This window comes from Pseudomonas sp. 8(2025), assembly GCF_052665325.1.
In genome coordinates, this window is sequence record NZ_JBQOIE010000005.1 from 120,607 (window position 1) to 138,036 (window position 17,430).

Annotated in this window: 13 protein-coding genes and 1 riboswitch; of the genes, 6 read left to right on the forward strand and 7 right to left on the reverse strand. The window is 63.1% G+C overall.

The genetic code is table 11. The features are described from left to right. Positions 1-62: 62 nt before the first annotated feature. From ACUXVH_RS12180 to ACUXVH_RS12190, 3 genes are all read right to left on the reverse strand, one after another. Positions 63-647 (reverse strand): TMEM165/GDT1 family protein, encoded by a 585-nt coding sequence (locus tag ACUXVH_RS12180; protein WP_011063370.1) that lies wholly within the window; start codon positions 645-647, stop codon positions 63-65. 91 nt (positions 648-738) lie between these two features. Then, a riboswitch (yybP-ykoY riboswitch) is annotated at positions 739-862 on the reverse strand. Positions 863-913: 51 nt separating this feature from the next. Next, positions 914-1,912, reverse strand: coding sequence for a class I SAM-dependent methyltransferase (locus tag ACUXVH_RS12185; RefSeq protein ID WP_011063369.1), 999 nt, complete (start codon positions 1,910-1,912; stop codon positions 914-916). Positions 1,913-1,943: 31 nt separating this feature from the next. Next, positions 1,944-2,909 carry a 2-hydroxyacid dehydrogenase gene (locus ACUXVH_RS12190; protein WP_065365206.1) on the reverse strand — a complete coding sequence of 322 codons (966 nt, stop codon included), beginning with the start codon at positions 2,907-2,909 and terminating at the stop codon, positions 1,944-1,946. An 84-nt stretch (positions 2,910-2,993) separates the two neighbouring features. Here ACUXVH_RS12190 and ACUXVH_RS12195 point away from each other — a divergent pair, with 84 nt between their 5' ends. Continuing rightward, entirely contained in the window at positions 2,994-3,623 is a 630-nt protein-coding gene (locus ACUXVH_RS12195; protein WP_011063367.1) for a LysE family translocator, read from the forward strand. Here the strand turns inward: ACUXVH_RS12195 and ACUXVH_RS12200 are convergent. Then, entirely contained in the window at positions 3,607-4,380 is a 774-nt protein-coding gene (locus tag ACUXVH_RS12200) for an AraC family transcriptional regulator (protein ID WP_041119820.1), read from the reverse strand. The genes ACUXVH_RS12195 and ACUXVH_RS12200 overlap by 17 nt on opposite strands. 87 nt (positions 4,381-4,467) lie before the next feature. Between ACUXVH_RS12200 and ACUXVH_RS12205 the strand changes: the two genes are divergently transcribed. The 5 genes from ACUXVH_RS12205 to ACUXVH_RS12225 all read left to right on the forward strand — a co-directional run bounded on the left by ACUXVH_RS12205 (position 4,468) and on the right by ACUXVH_RS12225 (position 14,134). Next, positions 4,468-5,652 (forward strand): MFS transporter, encoded by a 1,185-nt coding sequence (locus tag ACUXVH_RS12205; RefSeq protein WP_065365207.1) that lies wholly within the window; start codon positions 4,468-4,470, stop codon positions 5,650-5,652. A gap of 146 nt (positions 5,653-5,798) precedes the next feature. Next, on the forward strand, positions 5,799-7,481 hold the full coding sequence (locus ACUXVH_RS12210) for a fatty acid--CoA ligase (protein WP_065365208.1): 1,683 nt from the start codon (positions 5,799-5,801) through the stop codon (positions 7,479-7,481). Positions 7,482-7,819: 338 nt separating this feature from the next. Beyond that, entirely contained in the window at positions 7,820-9,709 is a 1,890-nt protein-coding gene (locus ACUXVH_RS12215) for a DUF1302 domain-containing protein (protein WP_011063363.1), read from the forward strand. A 30-nt stretch (positions 9,710-9,739) separates the two neighbouring features. Next, positions 9,740-11,104 (forward strand): DUF1329 domain-containing protein, encoded by a 1,365-nt coding sequence (locus ACUXVH_RS12220; RefSeq protein ID WP_011063362.1) that lies wholly within the window; start codon positions 9,740-9,742, stop codon positions 11,102-11,104. Positions 11,105-11,398: 294 nt separating this feature from the next. Beyond that, the gene (locus ACUXVH_RS12225) at positions 11,399-14,134 is read left to right on the forward strand and encodes a LuxR C-terminal-related transcriptional regulator (protein WP_065365209.1); all 2,736 of its coding nucleotides are present in this window, start codon (positions 11,399-11,401) and stop codon (positions 14,132-14,134) included. 24 nt (positions 14,135-14,158) lie between these two features. On the opposite strand, the gene ACUXVH_RS12230 is transcribed toward ACUXVH_RS12225, so the two are convergent. The 3 genes from ACUXVH_RS12230 to ACUXVH_RS12240 all read right to left on the reverse strand — a co-directional run bounded on the left by ACUXVH_RS12230 (position 14,159) and on the right by ACUXVH_RS12240 (position 17,292). Next, positions 14,159-15,061 (reverse strand): LysR family transcriptional regulator, encoded by a 903-nt coding sequence (locus ACUXVH_RS12230; RefSeq protein ID WP_011063360.1) that lies wholly within the window; start codon positions 15,059-15,061, stop codon positions 14,159-14,161. Between the two features lie 232 nt (positions 15,062-15,293). Beyond that, positions 15,294-16,625, reverse strand: coding sequence for a sensor histidine kinase (locus ACUXVH_RS12235; protein WP_053160007.1), 1,332 nt, complete (start codon positions 16,623-16,625; stop codon positions 15,294-15,296). Next, a complete protein-coding gene (locus tag ACUXVH_RS12240; protein WP_011063358.1) occupies positions 16,618-17,292 on the reverse strand; it encodes a response regulator transcription factor in 675 nt (224 codons plus the stop codon). The genes ACUXVH_RS12235 and ACUXVH_RS12240 overlap by 8 nt, the downstream gene beginning before the upstream one ends. Positions 17,293-17,430 lie beyond the last annotated feature (138 nt).

Genomic DNA, 17,430 nt, shown 5'->3' on the forward strand with positions numbered 1-17,430 from the left:
CGCTATCGCCGGCAAGCCGGCTCCTACGGGTTGTGTAGGGGCCAGCTTGCCGGCGATTTCGTTTATACCCAGCCGCTGATCTGCATGGCCTTGTACACCGCCACCACGGCGAGGATGAAGAAGGCCGACGCCGCCAGGCGACGGATCAGGGTCAGGGGCAGCTTGTCTGCGGCGAAGTTGCCTGCCAGGACCACCGGTACGTTGGCAATCAGCATGCCCAGGGTGGTACCGATGATCACCAGCCACAGATCCGGGTACTGCGCCGCCAGCATGACGGTGGCGACCTGGGTCTTGTCACCGATTTCTGCCAGGAAGAAGGCGATCAGGGTGGTCAGGAATGGGCCGAACTTGCGTGCAGTATTGGCTTCGTCGTCGTCCATCTTGTCCGGAACCAGGGTCCACAGCGCGGTGGCGGTGAAGCTGGCGGCGAGGATCCAGTGCAGGGTCGAGTCCGAGAAGAAGCTGCCGAACCAGGCGCCTACCGCACCGGCCGCCGCATGGTTGGCCAGGGTCGCGGCAACGATGCCGGCGATGATCGGCCAGGGTTTGCGAAAACGTGCGGCGAGAATCAGGGCAAGCAGTTGCGTCTTGTCGCCGATTTCGGCCAAGGCAACGATTGCGGTGGGAACGAGGAGAGAATCCAGCATCATCAGGGTTTTCCTAAGGGGCGGGTCGACACGGCTATGACACGTACAGCCTTCCCGCCCCGGGTAAGGTGTGCGTGTCATAGGTCTTGTCAAACCCTGCGGTCCGTCTGTGCGGACTCTTGGGTCGCATGCGCCATGGTCTGTTGACCAAGTATGTTGACGCATGCCGGACGAGCGTGGCGCTCGTGGGAGACTACTCCCCTAGGACGGAGCGGATTCTGCCTAGGCAAAACCCTTTCGGCAAGCCTTGTTTGCGAAAAAGGATTTCAGCCGCGCTTGGCCCGATAAATGCGAAAGCCCTGGCCTTCGGCCTTGATCGCACAGGGCCCCAGGTGCTCTTCGATCAGCGGCTGGTAGCGCAGGAAGCTGTTGGCAACTACTCGCAGTTCTCCACCTTTTTGCAGATGTTTGGCTGCTTTTCGCAGCAGGTTTTCCGTTGCCTGGTAGTCGGTATGGACCCCGGTATGGAAGGGCGGATTGGTCAGGATGCCGTTCAGCCCCATGGGCGCGGCGTCGATTCCGTCACCGGTCAGCACCTCGGCTTCCAGGCCGTTGGCCGCCAGGGTCAGGCGGCTGCTGGCGGCGGCGAAGGCGTCCACATCCAGCAGGGTCACGCGGCTGTCCGGGTAGCGGCGTTTCACTGTGGCCCCGAGCACTCCGGCACCGCAGCCGAAGTCCAGCAGGTGGCCGGCGGGCAGGTGGTCCAGGTGCTCCAGCAGCAGCGCAGTGCCGCGATCCAGCCGGCCATGGCTGAACACCCCCGGCAGGCTGATGACTTTCAGCGGGCCTTCGGCCAGCGGCAGCTCGTACTCCTGGGCCAGGCTCTGCAGGGTGAGCGGTTCGGGAGCATTGGCCACCGTGACCTGCCACAGCTGGCAGTGCCGGGCGCTATCGAGCTTGCGCGGCTTGCCGAAGGGGTTGAGTTGCTTGGCCGCACTCTCCACGCCGCTGCGCTTCTCGCCCACCAGGTACAGTTCGCGCCCGGCCAGGCGCGAGGCCAGGGCGTTGAGCAGGTAGTCGGTGAGGTCCTTGGATTTGGGCAGGAACAGCACGGCGCTGTCGAAGGATTGGGCCGGTGCGTCTACGCCAAAGTGACTGCGGCCGGGAAAGCGCGCCTCCAGGGCTGCCTGGTCGCCGGCGTGCCAGCTCCAGCCCCGGGCATTGGGCAGGCGGCCCAGCAGATCGTCGGCGGCCAGGCCGGCCAGCAGCAGTGAGCCTTGAAACAATTCAGCCTGACGCAACAGTACTTCACTGCGTGTGTCCATGATCCGCCCCCGAAAAAAGTGGCGAAGTTTATCAACTCACGACCCGCAGCGGGGCGCCGCTGAAGAAGGCGTGGGCGTTTTGCGTCAATTGACCGACGATTCGCTGGCGGGCCTCGCGGCTGCCCCAGGCGATGTGTGGAGTGACGATCAGGCGCGGAATGTCGCCGGCCAGCAGGGGGTTGCCAGCCACCGGGGGTTCGACGCTGAGCACATCGGTGGCCGCACCACCCAGGTGACCATTGCGCAATGCATCGGCCAGGGCCTGTTCATCGATCAGCCCGCCGCGGGCGGTGTTGACCACCAGGGCTCCGGGCTTGAGCAGGGCCAGTTCCCGGGCACCGATAAAGTGGCGGGTGTGCTCGTTGAGGGGGCAGTGCAGGGTCAGGGCGTCCACTTGCGGCAGCAGTGCCTCCAGTGGCAGGCGGTCCGGGCGGGTCGGGCGGCCTGGAATCTGCCCCAGCAGCACACGCATGCCAAAGGCTTCGGCCAGGCGGGCCACCGCGCTGCCCAGTTCGCCATTGCCCAGCAGGCCCAGGGTCTTGCCCGACAGTTCGATGATCGGGTAGTCCAGCAGGCAGAACTGACTGGCCTGTTGCCAGCGCCCGGCAGCCACGGCCTGCTGGTAATCGGCGACCCGGGTGGCCAGGTTGAGCAGCAGCATCAGGGTGTGCTGGGCCACCGAGGGAGTGCCGTAGCCCTGGCAGTTGCTGACGGTGATCCCCTGCTTGCGGGCTGCGGCCAGGTCGACATTGTTGGTGCCGGTGGCGGCCACCAGGATCAGTTGCAGTTCGGGGCAGGCGGCCAGGGTTTCGGCTGTCAGTGCCACCTTGTTGCTGATGGCCACCCGGGCTCCCTGCAGGCGTTCGGCGACCTGTTCCGGCGCTGTGTGGGCATGTACTTGCAGAGGGCTGAAGCTGTCATGCAGCGCACCCAGGTCCAGGTCACCGAGGTCCAGTGAGCTGTGATCGAGGAAGACGGCGCGGCGATTGTTAGACATGAACTGTACCTTTTGCACGAGGGTTCTAAGGCGTAATCTGCCGAGCCTAACAGATGAAATAATTAGACATACACAGGAGCCTGCATGTACTTCACCGAGTTCTTGACCGTTGCCCTCATCCATCTTCTGGCAGTGGCCAGCCCCGGCCCGGACTTCGCCGTGGTGGTGCGTGAAAGCGTGACCCACGGCCGTCGAGCCGGCACCTGGACCGCGCTGGGCGTGGGCTGCGCAATCTTCCTGCACGTGGGTTACTCGCTGCTGGGGATCGGCCTGATCGTTTCCCAGTCCATCGTTCTGTTCAACGCACTGAAGTGGCTGGCTGCGGCCTACCTGCTGTACATCGGCTACAAGGCCCTGCGTGCCCAGCCGGCCAAACCGGCGGCCGACGACCTGCACAAGGAAGCCGGGGTCCGCACTGCGCGTGGGGCCTTCACTTCAGGCTTTGTCACCAATGGCCTGAACCCCAAGGCGACGCTGTTCTTTCTCTCGCTGTTCACCGTGGTGATCAACCCGCATACGCCGCTGGCGATCCAGGCCGGGTATGGCGTGTATCTGGCGGTGGCCACCGCTGTCTGGTTCTGCCTGGTGGCCATGCTCTTCAGCCAGCAGCGGGTTCGTGCCGGCTTTGCCCGCATGGGCCACTGGTTCGACCGCACCATGGGCGCAGTACTGATCGCCATCGGCGTGAAGCTGGCCTTCACCGAGATGCATTGATTGCGCTGAGCTGATTCAGGGCCGCCACGTAATGCCGTGGCGTATCCCCGAGCAAACGGCAGAACATCGCGCTGAAGGCCCGGGCGCTGCCGTATCCCAGCGAGTCGGCCACGCTGTGCACGCTTTCCCCGGCGAGCAGGCGTGGCAGGGCTTCCATCAGGCGCACCTGCTGGCGCCAGGCATTGAAATTCATCTGCACCTGCTGCTGGAACAGCCGCGCCAGGGTTCGTGAACTGGCGCCGACCTGCTGCGCCCAGTCTTCCAGGGTGTGGGGGTGATCCGGGGTCTGTATCAAGGTCCGGCAGATGGCTTGCAAGCGCCGGTCCTGGGGCATGGGAATGTGCAGCGGAAGGTTTTCCAGGGCGGCGATTTCTTCCAGCATCAATTGCTGGATCAAGGGGTTTTCCGCTTGTTCCGGACCTTGCACGGCACGCAGGATCAACTCCCGCAGCAGCGGTGTGACCGCCAGGACGCAGCATTGGCGCAATGCGGGCGCTGACAGCTCCGGGTCGATGAACAGAGAGCGCATGCGCACCTCGCCGACCATGAAGATTTCATGCTCCACCAGGGGCGGGATCCACACCGCCCGGCTCGGTGGGATCACCCAGGCGCCCTGGGCGGTGACCAGGCGCATGGTGCCGCAGGCGGCGTAGAGAAACTGCGCCTCGCGATGGCGGTGCAATGGTTGATGCGCGGCGTCGGGGTAGTCCCGGGGATAGGCGCTGACCGGCCCATGGTGGAAGTGGTCGATTAACATGTCCGGTCCAATGACTTTGTTGTCAGAAATGCGGTGGATTGCCAAATTAGCATAGGCGGTACAACAACCAACCCCCGGTGTGTCGCCATGAATCAAGCCCGAAACGTCATCCGCTACGTCAACGCCGCCCATGTCATCGATCACATGTTCATGCTGATCTTTCCCGCTGCCGTGCTGGGCATGACCCAGGCCTTTGGCCTGGACTATGCCGGGCTGATCGGTCTGTCCCTGGGCGGTTTCATCGCCTTTGGCGCCTGTTCGCTACCGGCCGGTTGGCTGGGGGATCACTGGAGTCGGCGGCAGATGATGCTGCTGTTCTTTTTCGGCATCGGTGGCGCTTCGATCCTCACCGGGCTCAGTAATAGCCCGAGCATGCTGGTGATCGGGCTGACCCTGATGGGAATATTCGCCGCTATCTATCATCCGGTGGGCACCGCGATGCTGGTGGCCTATGCGCAGAATCGCGGGCGCGAGATCGGCATCAACGGTATGTGGGGCAACCTCGGCGTGGCCTTCTCGGCCTTGATTACCGGCTTGCTGGTGGCGCAGTTCGGCTGGCGCTCGGCGTTCATCCTGCCAGGGGGCGTGGCCATCCTTCTGGGTGTCGGCTTTGCCTTGCAGGTGCGTGACGAGCCTGCCCCCGCACGCGCCCATGTGTCGCTCAAGGGCAAGGGCGGGCAGCAGATCTCCATGCTCCTGGTGTTCGGCGTGCTGGCCCTGGCCACAGCCACTGGCGGGGTGGTCTTCAACGCCACCACCATGACTTACCCGAAGCTGTTCCAGGAACGCCTGCATGAATTGTTCACCTCGCCGCAGACCCTGGGGGTGGTGGTCAGCCTGGCCTATGCCTTCGGCGCAGTGGCGCAGTTGTTGATCGGCCGGGTATTGCACCGCTTCAGCCTGAAGTGGCCGTTCATCATTTTGACTCTGCTCCAGGCCCCGTTGCTGCTGGCGATGGCCGACAGCCAGGGTTGGGGCGTGATCGTCCTGGGTGCGGCCTTCATGTTCGTGGTGTTTGGCCAGGTCACGGTGAACGATGCCATGGTCGCGAACTTCGTTGCGCCCCAGTGGCAGTCGCGAGTCTTCGCCTTGCGTTACTGCCTGTCGTTCGGTGCCAGTGCCACGGCGATTCCGCTGATTGCTCTGGTGGAACCGCGTGAGGGCCTGAGCGGCCTGTACCTGGTCCTGGCGGGGGTCGCGGCGCTGACGTTTGCCGCGGCGCTGGCCTTTCCCCGCACCCCCGCGGAAGCGGCAGTGGGGCAAAGCGCCTGAGGTCGTGCAGGGCCGTAACAATACTGGCCTGAAGCTAGTATTTGTACGGCCCTGCAAATCATTCCTTTGGCTGATTTAGCGGGCGCGCAGGAGCTCTAGAGTGGTTATCCTCCAGTCACGACCGAGCCGTCAGAAAAGGGATTCTTATGTTGCAGACTCGCGTTATTCCTCCCGCCGAAGGCGCCTACCAATACCCACTTCTGATCAAGCGCTTGCTGATGTCCGGCACCCGCTACGAAAAAACCCGCGAGATCATCTACCGTGACCAGTTGCGCTACACCTATCCGACCCTGATCGAGCGGGTGGCGCGCCTGGCCAATGTGCTGACCGCGGCCGGGGTCAGGGCGGGGGACACCGTGGCGGTCATGGACTGGGACAGCCATCGCTACCTGGAGTGCATGTTTGCCATCCCGATGATCGGTGCGGTGATCCACACCATCAACGTGCGTCTGTCGCCGGAGCAGATTCTCTACACCATGAACCATGCCGAGGACCGCTTCGTGCTGGTCAACAGCGAGTTCGTCGGCCTGTACCAGGCGATTGCCGGGCACCTGACCACGGTGGAGAAAACCCTGCTGCTCACCGATGCCCCGGAGAAAACTGCCGAGCTGCCGAACCTGGTGGGCGAGTACGAGACCTTGCTCGCCGCCGCCAGCCCTCAGTACGCGTTCGAGGATTTCGACGAGAACTCGGTGGCCACCACCTTCTACACCACCGGCACCACCGGCAACCCCAAGGGCGTGTACTTCACCCACCGCCAGCTGGTGCTGCACACCCTGGGGGTGTCCACCATCATGGGGGCCATCGACAGCGTACGCCTGCTGGGCACCAACGATGTGTACATGCCCATCACCCCGATGTTCCACGTGCACGCCTGGGGCTTGCCGTACGTGGCCACCATGCTCGGGCTCAAGCAGGTCTATCCCGGGCGCTACGACCCGGAGTACCTGGTGGAGCTGTGGCGCCGGGAGAAGGTCACCTTCTCTCACTGCGTGCCGACCATCCTGCAGATGGTGCTCAATGCCAAGGCGGCCCAGGGTACCGATTTCGGCGGCTGGAAGATCGTCATCGGCGGCAGTGCGCTGAACCGCGCGCTGTACGAGGCGGCCAAGGCCAAGGGCATCCAGCTGACGGCTGCCTACGGCATGTCGGAAACCGGACCGCTGGTGTCCTGTGCACACCTGAACGATGAACTGATGGCGGGCAGCGAGGACGAGCGCACCACCTACCGCATCAAGGCCGGAGTACCGGGGCCGCTGGTGGAGGCGGCGATCATCGATGCCGAAGGCAACTTCCTCCCGGCGGACGGTGAGGCCCAGGGCGAGCTGGTGCTGCGGGCGCCCTGGCTGAGCGAAGGTTATTTCAACGAGCCGCAAAAAGGCGCCGAGCTCTGGGAAGGCGGCTGGCTACATACCGGTGACGTGGCAACCCTGGACAGCATGGGGGTGATCGACATCCGCGACCGGATCAAGGACGTGATCAAGACCGGTGGCGAGTGGATCTCCTCCCTGGACCTGGAGGACCTCATCAGCCGCCACGTGGCGGTACGTGAAGTAGCAGTGGTGGGCATTGCCGATCCGCAGTGGGGCGAACGCCCATTCGCCCTGCTGGTCATCCGCGAGGGCCATGAGATTGGCGCCCGCGAGCTCAAGGAACACCTCAAGCCCTTCGTCGAGCTGGGCCACCTGAGCAAGTGGGCGATTCCCAGTCAGATCGCCCTTGTTACTGAAATTCCCAAGACCAGCGTTGGCAAGCTCGACAAGAAGCGCATCCGCGTCGACATCAGCGAGTGGCAGGCCAGCAACAGCACCTTCCTCTCCACGCTCTGAGCGTCCTCTGCCGTGCCCGCCAGGGCACGGCATGCCCACCCGGCAAGCCTTTGCCTTGTACTCACGGATTTTTCAGTCATTCTTGCCGCGCCGTTTTTCAAAGGTTATGGCAAAGGGCTGTTCCAGTGCGGTGGGTGGCTGCAAATCACACTTTAGAGGGATCAAGCAGTAATCCCTGCTGGATATAGTCCGTTCACGGATTTTTCTGAACGACGGAGCATTGCGGGGGGCTCGCGCCACGCAACTTCGGAGCCGGGACAAGTGTTCATTCAACCGGTATTCGAAGCGTTTTCAGAAAAGCGTACTGCCATAACAATAATGCACATGGAGTAGCGTCGATGACATCAGCAAACCAGTTCTGGCGCCGGGCGAAACTGCCCCTGGCCGTCGGTCTCGCCTCCACGCTCGCCGGGCCGGCATTCGGCGTCAGCTTCAACATCGGTGAAATCGAAGGCAGCTTCGATTCGTCCCTGTCGGTGGGGGCCAGCTGGTCGACCGCCGGGCGCAACAAGGACCTGATCGGGGTCAACAACGGCGGCAAGGGCCTGTCCCAGACCACCGATGACGGCCACTTGAACTTCAACAAGGGCCAGACCTTCTCGAAGATCTTCAAGGGTATCCATGACCTGGAATTGAAGTACGGCGATACCGGTGTGTTTGTCCGTGGCAAGTACTGGTATGACTTCAAGCTCAAAGACGAAGACATGGACTTCAAGAACATCAGCGACAACAACCGCAAGGAAGGCGCCAAGTCTTCCGGCGGTCAGATCCTCGATGCTTTCGTCTATCACAACTACTCCATTGCCGATGAGCCAGGTTCGGTGCGCTTCGGTAAGCAGGTGGTGAGTTGGGGCGAAAGTACCTTCATTGGTGGCGGTATCAACTCGATCAACCCGATCGACGTGTCGGCGTTCCGCCGTCCTGGTGCCGAGGTCAAGGAAGGTCTGATTCCGGTCAACATGTTCTACATCTCCCAGAACCTGACCGAGAACCTGTCGGCCGAAGCGTTCTATCAGTTGGAGTGGGACCAGACCGTTACCGATAACTGCGGAACCTTCTTCTCGCAGCCGGACAACATTTCCGATGGCTGTGACGACAATCTGCGTCTGCTCGCCAAGCGTTCGACCATCGCCGCCACGGCGCCGGGGCGCGCGGCCCTGGCCGCGATGCAGGCTCGTGGCGTCGACGTCAACGAAGAAGGCACGCTGGTGCGTCGCAGTGGCGACCGAGATGCCCGTGACAGCGGCCAATTCGGTGCGGCGTTCCACTACAACTTCGAGCCGCTGGACACCGAGTTCGGTGCCTACTTCATGAACTATCACAGCCGAGCGCCGATCTTCAGTGCCACGGCGGCACCACAGTCGGCTTACAACATCGCTCCTGGCTTTGGCTCTCTGGCGCCGGTGTGGATCGCCGGTAATTCGAAGTACTTCGTTGAGTATCCAGAAGACATTCGCCTGTATGGCTTGAGTTTCTCCACCACCCTGCCTACGGGGACGGCGTGGAGCGGTGAAATCAGCTACCGGCCGAATGCGCCTGTACAACTCAACTCTACCGATATTCTCTATTCCGCCGTTCGACCTCTGAAGGGGGCATTCGCCAACGCCTCGCTGCTTGAAGGTGTAGCGGGGCAGGACCTTCACGGCTATCGCCGCAAGGAAGTCACTCAGTTCCAGACCACCTTCACGCACTTCTTCGATCAGGTCATGGGCGCCAGCCGTCTGACGCTGGTGGGTGAGGTGGGGGTTACCCACGTCGGAGGCCTTGAGAGCAAGTCGGATGTCCGCTATGGACGTGATCCGGTGTTTGGTCCTGGCGCCTTGCCAGCCACCGGCGGGCAAAACACCTGTCGTGCGCTTAACTCCACCACCATTGCCGGTGCAGGTCCTGGTGCAGACGCCAGCAATCTGAGCGCCAACTGCAACAACGATGGCTTCACCACCGCCACCTCCTGGGGCTACCGCGGCCGTGCCATCTGGGAGTACCCGGATGTGTTCGCTGGTGTGAACCTCAAGCCGAACGTGGCTTGGTCCCATGACGTCAAGGGTTACTCGCCAGGTCCTGGCGGCAACTTCGAAGAAGGCCGCAAGGCCATCAGCCTGGGGCTGGATGCCGAGTACCAGAACACCTACACCGCGAGCCTGGCCTACACCAACTTCTTCGGTGGCGACTACAGCACCGTGGATGACCGGGACTTCCTCGCCTTGAGCGTTGGCGTGAACTTCTAAGCACACTGCATTTTCAGGAAGAACAACAATATGAAAATCACCAAGAGTCTGTTGCACGTCGGTGTGCTGGGACTGTCACTGCTGGCCACCGGGGTCATGGCCGCGGTCTCGGCCGATGAAGCCGCCAAGCTGGGTACCAGCCTGACGCCGATGGGCGCGGAAATGGCCGGCAATGCCGCCGGCACCATTCCGGCCTGGAAGCCACTGGCGACCAATGCTGGCACCGTGGACAGCAAGGGTTTCCTGTCCAACCCCTACGGCAGCGAGCAGCCGCTGTTCACCATCACCGCGCAGAACGTCGAGCAGTACAAGGACAAGCTGGCGCCGGGGCAGTACGCGATGTTCAAGCGCTACCCGGAAACCTTCAAGATGCCGGTCTACCCGTCCCATCGCGGGGCCACCGTGCCGGCTGACGTGTTCGCCGCGATCAAGCGCAACGCCACCAGCACCAACCTGGTGTCCGGCGGCAACGGCCTGGAGAACTTCGAAACCGCGATTCCGTTCCCGATCCCGAAAAGCGGCGTGGAAGTCATCTGGAACCACATCACCCGCTATCGCGGTGGCAGTGTGACCCGCCTGGTGACCCAGGCCACGCCACAGGCCAACGGCTCCTACAGCCTGGTGTACTTCCAGGACCAGTTCGTGTTCCGCGACAAGATGAAGGACTACGATCCGAAGAACCCGGGCAACATCCTGTTCTACTTCAAGCAGAAAGTGACCGCGCCGGCGCGCCTGGCCGGTGGCGTGCTGCTGGTGCACGAAACCCTCGACCAAGTGAAGGAGCCGCGTTCGGCCTGGGTCTACAACGCTGGCCAGCGCCGCGTACGCCGCGCCCCGCAAGTGTCCTATGACGGCCCGGGTACCGCTGCCGACGGCCTGCGTACTTCCGACAACCTGGACATGTACAACGGTGCGCCGGATCGCTACGACTGGAAGCTGGAAGGCAAGAAGGAGATGTACATCGCTTCCGACAGCTACAAGCTCGACTCGCCGACCCTGAAGTACGCCGACATCATCAAGGCCGGCCACATCAACCAGGACCTGGCTCGCTATGAGCTGCGCCGGGTCTGGCATGTGGTGGCAACCTTGAAGGAAGGCCAGCGCCATATCTACGCCAAGCGTGACTTCTACATCGACGAAGACACCTGGCAGGCCGCGGTGATCGACCACTACGACGGTCGTGGCCAGCTGTGGCGCGTGGCCGAGGCTCACGCCGAGAACTACTACGACAAGCAAGTGCCGTGGTACGCCCTGGAAACCCTCTACGACCTGCAGTCCGGTCGCTACCTGGCCCTGGGCATGAAGAACGAAGAGAAACAGGCCTACGACTTCGGTTTCACCGCCACCACCAGCGATTTCACCCCAGCCGCCCTGCGTCAGGACGGGGTTCGCTGAGCCGCTGCAAATAGAGGCCGCATCCTCGGAAAAAGCCCCGACCTGGTTCGGGGCTTTTTTTTGCCTGAGGGCCCGGCCTTGGAATCCATCCAGGTACAGGCAGCTTTCTCGAAGCTAATTAGCCACTTAATCAATAAATAAACGAAATATCTTTTAATCATTCAGAGTTATCTGACCAATTTGCTCATAGTCTTTTTCACCCGAATGGTCGCAAAAATCTTCAACAGGTGGCCTTTTACCGCTAGTCTGCGGACATCTGCTACGCCGACAACCGTACATCAATAAGAGTTGGCCATGACTGACCTGTCCCCCCTGCAACGGCCTGCCAGCGCGGTGATCCCCGCTCTGGAGGGACGTTTTTATCGACCCCCCCTGCCCGATGGATACGTGCAGCGGCCGCGTCTTTGCGAGCGCCTGGGCGCCGGGTTGAAGGGGCGATTGCTGCTGGTCTGTGCGCCTGCCGGGTTTGGCAAGAGCTCGCTGGCCGTGGAGTTTTGCCAGGGCCTGCCGGATAACTGGCAGAGCCTGTGGCTGGGGTTGAGCCGCCGGGACAGCGATCCCGGGCGTTTCCTCGAGCGTCTGTTGGCCGGTCTGCAGCAGTACTTTCCCCAATTGGGACGGCAGTCCCTGGGCCTGTTGAAAATGCGTCAGCGCCACCAGCCCTTCGCCTTTGAAGAGTGGCTGGACGGCCTGCTGGATGAGCTGGCGGTGCAATTGACCGGTGCCAGTCCGTTATTGCTGGTGCTGGACGACTATCACCTGGCCCAGGGGCCGGTCCTCGATCGTTGCCTGCAGTTTTTTCTCAATCACCTGCCCGATGGCTTGCTGGTGCTGGTCACCAGCCGCCAACGCCCGGACTGGCACCTGGCGCGGCTGCGGTTGTCCCGGCAACTGCTGGAGCTGCACGAGCAGGATTTGCGCCTGACCCACGACGAATCCCTGAGCCTGCTCGACCGGCACAGCAGTTCGCTGCGCGGCGAAGCCCTGGAAAACCTGATTCAGCGCAGCGAAGGCTGGGTGGCCGGGCTGCGTTTCTGGCTGCTGGCGGCGTCCGAGGCGGGAGCCGGGGGCGCGCTACCCCAGGGCCTGCATGGCGGGGAAGGGCTGATCCGCGACTACCTGCTGGAAGAGGTCATCGACTGCCTGCCCGCCGAAGTGCAGTCATTCCTGTATGACACGGCGCCCCAGGAGCGGTTTTGCGCCGAGCTGTGCGATGCCCTGCGCGAAGCCCATGACAGCGCCGAGATCCTGGGTTTCCTCCAGGCCCACCAGGTATTCCTGGTGCCCCTGGATGAACACGGCCATTGGTATCGTTATCACCACCTGTTTTCCGACCTGCTGCGCACCCGGCCCACGGCCAATGCCCTGGTGCCAGCGGCCAGCCTGCACCTGCGCGCCTGCCGCTGGTTCAACGCCCAGGGGCTGCTCGACGAAGCGGTGGAGCAAGCGCTGCGCGCCGGGCACCTGGACGTGGCGGCCAACCTGGTGCAGAACCTGTCCGAAGAGCAACTGCTGGCGGAACAGAACGTCGGCATGCTGCTGCGCTGGAAGATGGACCTGCCCGACAGCCTGCTGATCAGCACGCCGCGGCTGATCGTGCTCTACAGCTGGGCCCTGGGCCTGGCCTGCCAGCTGGATGCGGCGGAGGAACTGGCCAATCACCTGAGTCGTTTCCTGCCGGCCCCTTCGGCCACGGCGCAGAAGTCGATGTTGGCGCAATGGCTGGCCCTGAGCGGAATCATCGCCCGTGGCCGCGGCCAGCGGGAAAACACCCTGGCCTATTGCAGCGAGGCCCTGGAAAGCCTGCCGCCCAAACGTTATGGGCAGCGCCTGATGTGCCTGTCGACCTTGTCCAACCTGGCCATTACCGATGCCGATCTGTGGCGGGCCCGCAGCCTCAATCGCGAATCCCTGGAGCTGGCGCAACGGGTCGGCAATCCGTTGTTCGAAGCCCTGGCCCACTACGACCGTGCCCGGGTCCTGCAGGCCCGCGGCGAAGTGCTGCGGGCGCAGGAGGAGGTACACCAGGGGCTGCGGCGCTTGCAGGGCCTGTCGGCCCAGCGGTTGTATGCGGTGCGGGCCCGGTTGACCCTGTATGACGGTTATCTGCTGACCCTGCGCGCCCAGCCCGAGGCCGGTCTGGTGCGCTTGCAGGCCGGCCTGGTGGAGGCCCGGGCCTGTCGCGATATCAGCGTGCTGATCGGTCACTGCGTGATCGCCAAGCAGGAAGGCCTGGGTGGCGAGTTCTCCCGAGCCTTCGCCGAGCTGGCGGAAGCCGAGCGCTTGATGCACATCTGGGACGTGCCACCGATCTATTACCTGGCAATGATCACCCTGGTGAAATGCGAGCTGTGGCTGGCCCAGGGGCGTACCGATCTGGCCGAAGCCTGGCTGGCCCGCCTGGGCCAGACCTACACCGGCGAACAGGCGGCGGCGCCACCGGAGTTCCACCCGCAATTGCCGTTGCACATCGAATTGCAGCAAGCCCAGCTTGAAAGCATCAAAGGCGATCTGAGCCGGGCGGAGCAGCGCTTGAATCGGTTGGTCGAGCATGGTCAGCAAAGCGGCCGGCAGTTGCTGAGCGTCATGGCCCTGACCCAGAAAGCCGCACTGTTGCTGGCGGCCGGTCGCGGTCCGCAGGCCCGCCAGGACCTGGCCCAGGCTCTGGAGGCCGGGGTTGGAGGCGCGGTGCAGCCGTTCATGGCATTGCTCCATGGCCATCCCGGCTGGATGCGTGAGCAGTTGCAGCAGGGCGTATCGACAGCCCTGACCCAGGCGTTGCTGGAGCGGTTGCCGGCAGCATCGCGTGAACCTCAGGAGATCGTGGCCCATAACGAGTCCTTGAGCTCCCGGGAGCTTTCAGTGTTGCAGTTGATCGCCCAGGGCTGCTCCAACCAGGAAATCAGCGAGCGCCTGTTCATCTCGTTGCATACGGTGAAGACCCATGCCAGCCATATCAACAGCAAGCTGGGGGTAGAGCGCCGGACCCAGGCCGTGGCCCGGGCCCAGGAGCTGGGGTTGCTGGGGTAGGCACTGCGCCACTGGCTGCCGGGGCTAGCGGGCCAGGTGCTCCTTGCAGTAGTCGGCGAACAACCGCGCCGGCTTGGTCAGTTGGCCACGTTTGAGCCAGGCGGCCACCAGGCCTGAACCTGTGACGTCCTCGACAATGTCGACACACACCACCGGCTTGCCATCGTAGGAAAAAGGCGAGTGGGGGCGGGTGACCAGGATCGAGAAACCGAAGCCCTGGCCGACCATCCCGCGCACCATCTCGATGGACGGTGAGCTGAAGGCAATCTGCGGCGTCAGCCCCAGTTCTTCGAACAGGCTGACGAAATAGGTGCGGCTCGGTTGCACGTCCAGCAGGATCATCGGCTCCAGGCACAGGTCGCGCAGCGATACCTGGGGCTGCTTGGCGTAGCGATGGCCGGCCGGCAGCAAGGCGTAAGGCCGTTGCGGCGGCATCAGTGGCTCGGTTTCGATGGTGCCGTCCAGGTCATGCTCATAGAGGATCGCCAGATCGAACGCGCCACCGGTCAGGCCCTGTACCAGTTCCTGCTGCTCACCATCACGGATGCGGATTTCCACCCCGGGATAGAGCGCGCTGAAGCCGGCGATCAGCTGTGGCAGGTACAGCGGTGCCACGGTTTCGAAGCAGCCGATGTCGATCTGTCCGGCGACCACGTCGTTGTCTGCCAGGGCGTTCTGCTCGAACTCCTTGGCCATGCGCAGCAGCTCCTGGGCCTTGCGGTAGAAACGTGCCCCGCTGGGGGTCAGGGAGACGCCGAGGGCATGGTGACGAATCAGCAATTGCACGCCGAAGCTGTCCTCCAGGCCCTTGATGGCGGTGGAGATCGACGGCTGGGCAATGTACAGCTTGCGTGATGCCTCGGCGACGCTGCCGCACTCGACGGTGGTGATGAAGTACTTCAGTTGACGCAGATTGTAGGCAGCCACAGCGAACCTCGTTCTTTGCCCGGGCACGGGGGAAGGGCGGCCGGGTCAGGGTGACCCGGGACTTGCATGCATCACCGCGCATGCAGTGCGCTTGATGCAAGCAAGTTACGCACCGGCAAGGCTCCCCCGGCGTGTTTTTTTGTCCCGCAACAATACTCACAAGTGCCGGGAGGGAGGGCATGACCAAGGCAGTTTTTTCATCGCTTGCGAGCACATTTTTCCTCGCTTGGCTTCAGGCACTCTCCTCGCCGGGGTCGGCGGGCGGGGCTTCCTCGGTCGGGGTGGCGTCGAAGTCCAGGGTGACGCTGAAGCGTTGCTCCTCCACCAGCACGTCGATGCGCCAGCCCAGGCGGGCACACAACTGGCGCATCAGTTCCAGGCCCAGGCCATAGCCGTAGTCGCTGGAAGGCTCGATCTGCTTGGCTTCGCGGATGCGGTTGAGAATGCGCAGGCGCGGGTAGTCGAAGTGGATCTCGATGGTGCCGTCATCGGCATATTGCAGGGCGTTGCGCAGGAAATTGCCGACCACGATTCGGCAGGCGGTCAGGGGCAGGCGGCAGGGCGTGGTGCTGATGTCCAGGGTCAGTTCGATATCCCGTGTACCGATCAGGTAGCGCTGCTCCTGGATCAGCTCGTTGACCAGCCCGCTCATGTCGATGGGCTCCTCGGGCAGGGCTTCGGGCAGCTCGCGGCTCATCCACAGCAAGGTCTCGGCGATGCGCTGCATGTTCAGCACCGAGCGTTCGATACGTTGCAGGGGCGGCGGCAGGGCGCCGCCGGATTGCAGGGTCAGCAGCTCGATATTGGCCTTGAGCACTGCCAGTGGGGTACGCAGTTCATGGCTGGTGTAGCGCAGCAGCCGACCTTCACGCAGGCTGGCAGCCTGGACCTGTTGCATGCTCTGGGCCAGGGCGTCGGCGAGCATATTGAATTCCTTGAAGCTGAAATTGGGCCGTTCGCCGGCCACCGTGTCGGGGTCCTTGAGGGTACTGGACCACTGGGACAGGCGGCCCAGGGGCCGTACCAGCCACCAGACCAGCAGGGCAATGATGATCAGCGCCGGTATGAACACCGCCAGGCTGATGAAAATCACCCCGTGCAGTTCACGGTCCAGGTAGGCGTCGGACAGTGGCGTCTCGACTTCGCCGCCTTCTTCCTGGTCATGGTCGACGTCGTACATGTACAGGGTCTTGCCGTCCGCCAGGGGTTGGGCAAGGATCGCCCGGCCTTCATCGTCGTCATCGGAATCCAGATCGCCAAAGACCTGGACTGCACCGAAGGACAGGCTCGGGGGCGTGTCCAGCAATTGGCGGACCTTCTCGGGCAGCGCCTCTTTGCCGATGACGCTGGTATAGAAATAGTTGTGCGGCGGCGGGGTCGTGGGGTCCTTGTTGTAGTGCCTGGCGAAGTACTGGGCTTCTTCCTCCATCATCGCGCTAGCGGTGTAGAGCAGGCCGCGGACGCTGTATTCCGGCAGCAGCAGACTGTAGATCAGCAGCACCACGGCGATCAGCAGCAGGAAGCTGCCGCTGATCACCCATTTCAAACTCAGGCCGTTACGCATGTGACCTCAGCTGTATGCCAATACCGGGAAGGGTGTGGATCAGGGGCTGGTCGAAGGACTTGTCCACAGTCTTGCGCAGCCGGTGCATATGCACCTTGAGGGTGTTGCTGTCGGGCGGCTCGTCGCCCCAGATCGTCGCCTCCAGGCGTTCCCGGGTGACAGGCTCGGGGCTGGCGCGCATCAGGCATTCCAGCAGGGTCCAGCAGATGGGCGACAGGTGCAGTTCCTGGCCGGCGCGGCTGACCTTGCGGGTGGTCAGCTCCATTACCAGGTCGGCCACCTGCAGGCGGCTGGCCTGGCCGCTGCGGCGCAGGCTCAGGGCACGGATCCTGGCCACCAGCTCGGCCAGTTCGAAGGGCTTGACCAGATAATCGTCGGCACCGGCGGCAAAGCTGGCGAGCTTGTCCGACAGGGCATCCAGCGAGGTGAGCATGAGGATGGGGGTCTGGCTGCCGTTCTGGCGCAGTTGTTCGCACAGCTGCTGGCCGTCCAGCCGCGGCAGCATGATGTCGAGGAGGATCACGTCGTAATGCTGGCTCAGGGCCAGGTTAAGGCCGGTCTGGCCGTTGCTGGCGTGGTCGCAGACGATGCCGCCGATTTCCAGGTACTCGATGACGGTATTGGCCAGGTCAAGGTTGTCCTCGACCAGCAGCAGGTGAATATGCACGGAAACGTCCCCTTGGACCCTTGGCACTCGATGGGCCGAAGGATAGCGGAAGCCGAGGCTTTTCCATTGATGTTTACCCGCTGTTAACCCGGCGCTCTCTAAGCTCAGGCTCTTCTTAACTGCAGAGCGCGGCACAGC

Coding starts and splice junctions, on each gene's coding strand:
- ACUXVH_RS12205 (WP_065365207.1), top strand. CDS start 4,468: ATGAATCAAGCCCGAAACGTCATCCGCTACGTCAACGCCGCCCATGTC.
- ACUXVH_RS12235 (WP_053160007.1), bottom strand. CDS start 16,625: ATGCGTAACGGCCTGAGTTTGAAATGGGTGATCAGCGGCAGCTTCCTG.
- ACUXVH_RS12185 (WP_011063369.1), bottom strand. CDS start 1,912: ATGGACACACGCAGTGAAGTACTGTTGCGTCAGGCTGAATTGTTTCAA.
- ACUXVH_RS12220 (WP_011063362.1), top strand. CDS start 9,740: ATGAAAATCACCAAGAGTCTGTTGCACGTCGGTGTGCTGGGACTGTCA.
- ACUXVH_RS12190 (WP_065365206.1), bottom strand. CDS start 2,909: ATGTCTAACAATCGCCGCGCCGTCTTCCTCGATCACAGCTCACTGGAC.
- ACUXVH_RS12195 (WP_011063367.1), top strand. CDS start 2,994: ATGTACTTCACCGAGTTCTTGACCGTTGCCCTCATCCATCTTCTGGCA.
- ACUXVH_RS12210 (WP_065365208.1), top strand. CDS start 5,799: ATGTTGCAGACTCGCGTTATTCCTCCCGCCGAAGGCGCCTACCAATAC.
- ACUXVH_RS12225 (WP_065365209.1), top strand. CDS start 11,399: ATGACTGACCTGTCCCCCCTGCAACGGCCTGCCAGCGCGGTGATCCCC.
- ACUXVH_RS12215 (WP_011063363.1), top strand. CDS start 7,820: ATGACATCAGCAAACCAGTTCTGGCGCCGGGCGAAACTGCCCCTGGCC.
- ACUXVH_RS12180 (WP_011063370.1), bottom strand. CDS start 647: ATGCTGGATTCTCTCCTCGTTCCCACCGCAATCGTTGCCTTGGCCGAA.
- ACUXVH_RS12200 (WP_041119820.1), bottom strand. CDS start 4,380: ATGTTAATCGACCACTTCCACCATGGGCCGGTCAGCGCCTATCCCCGG.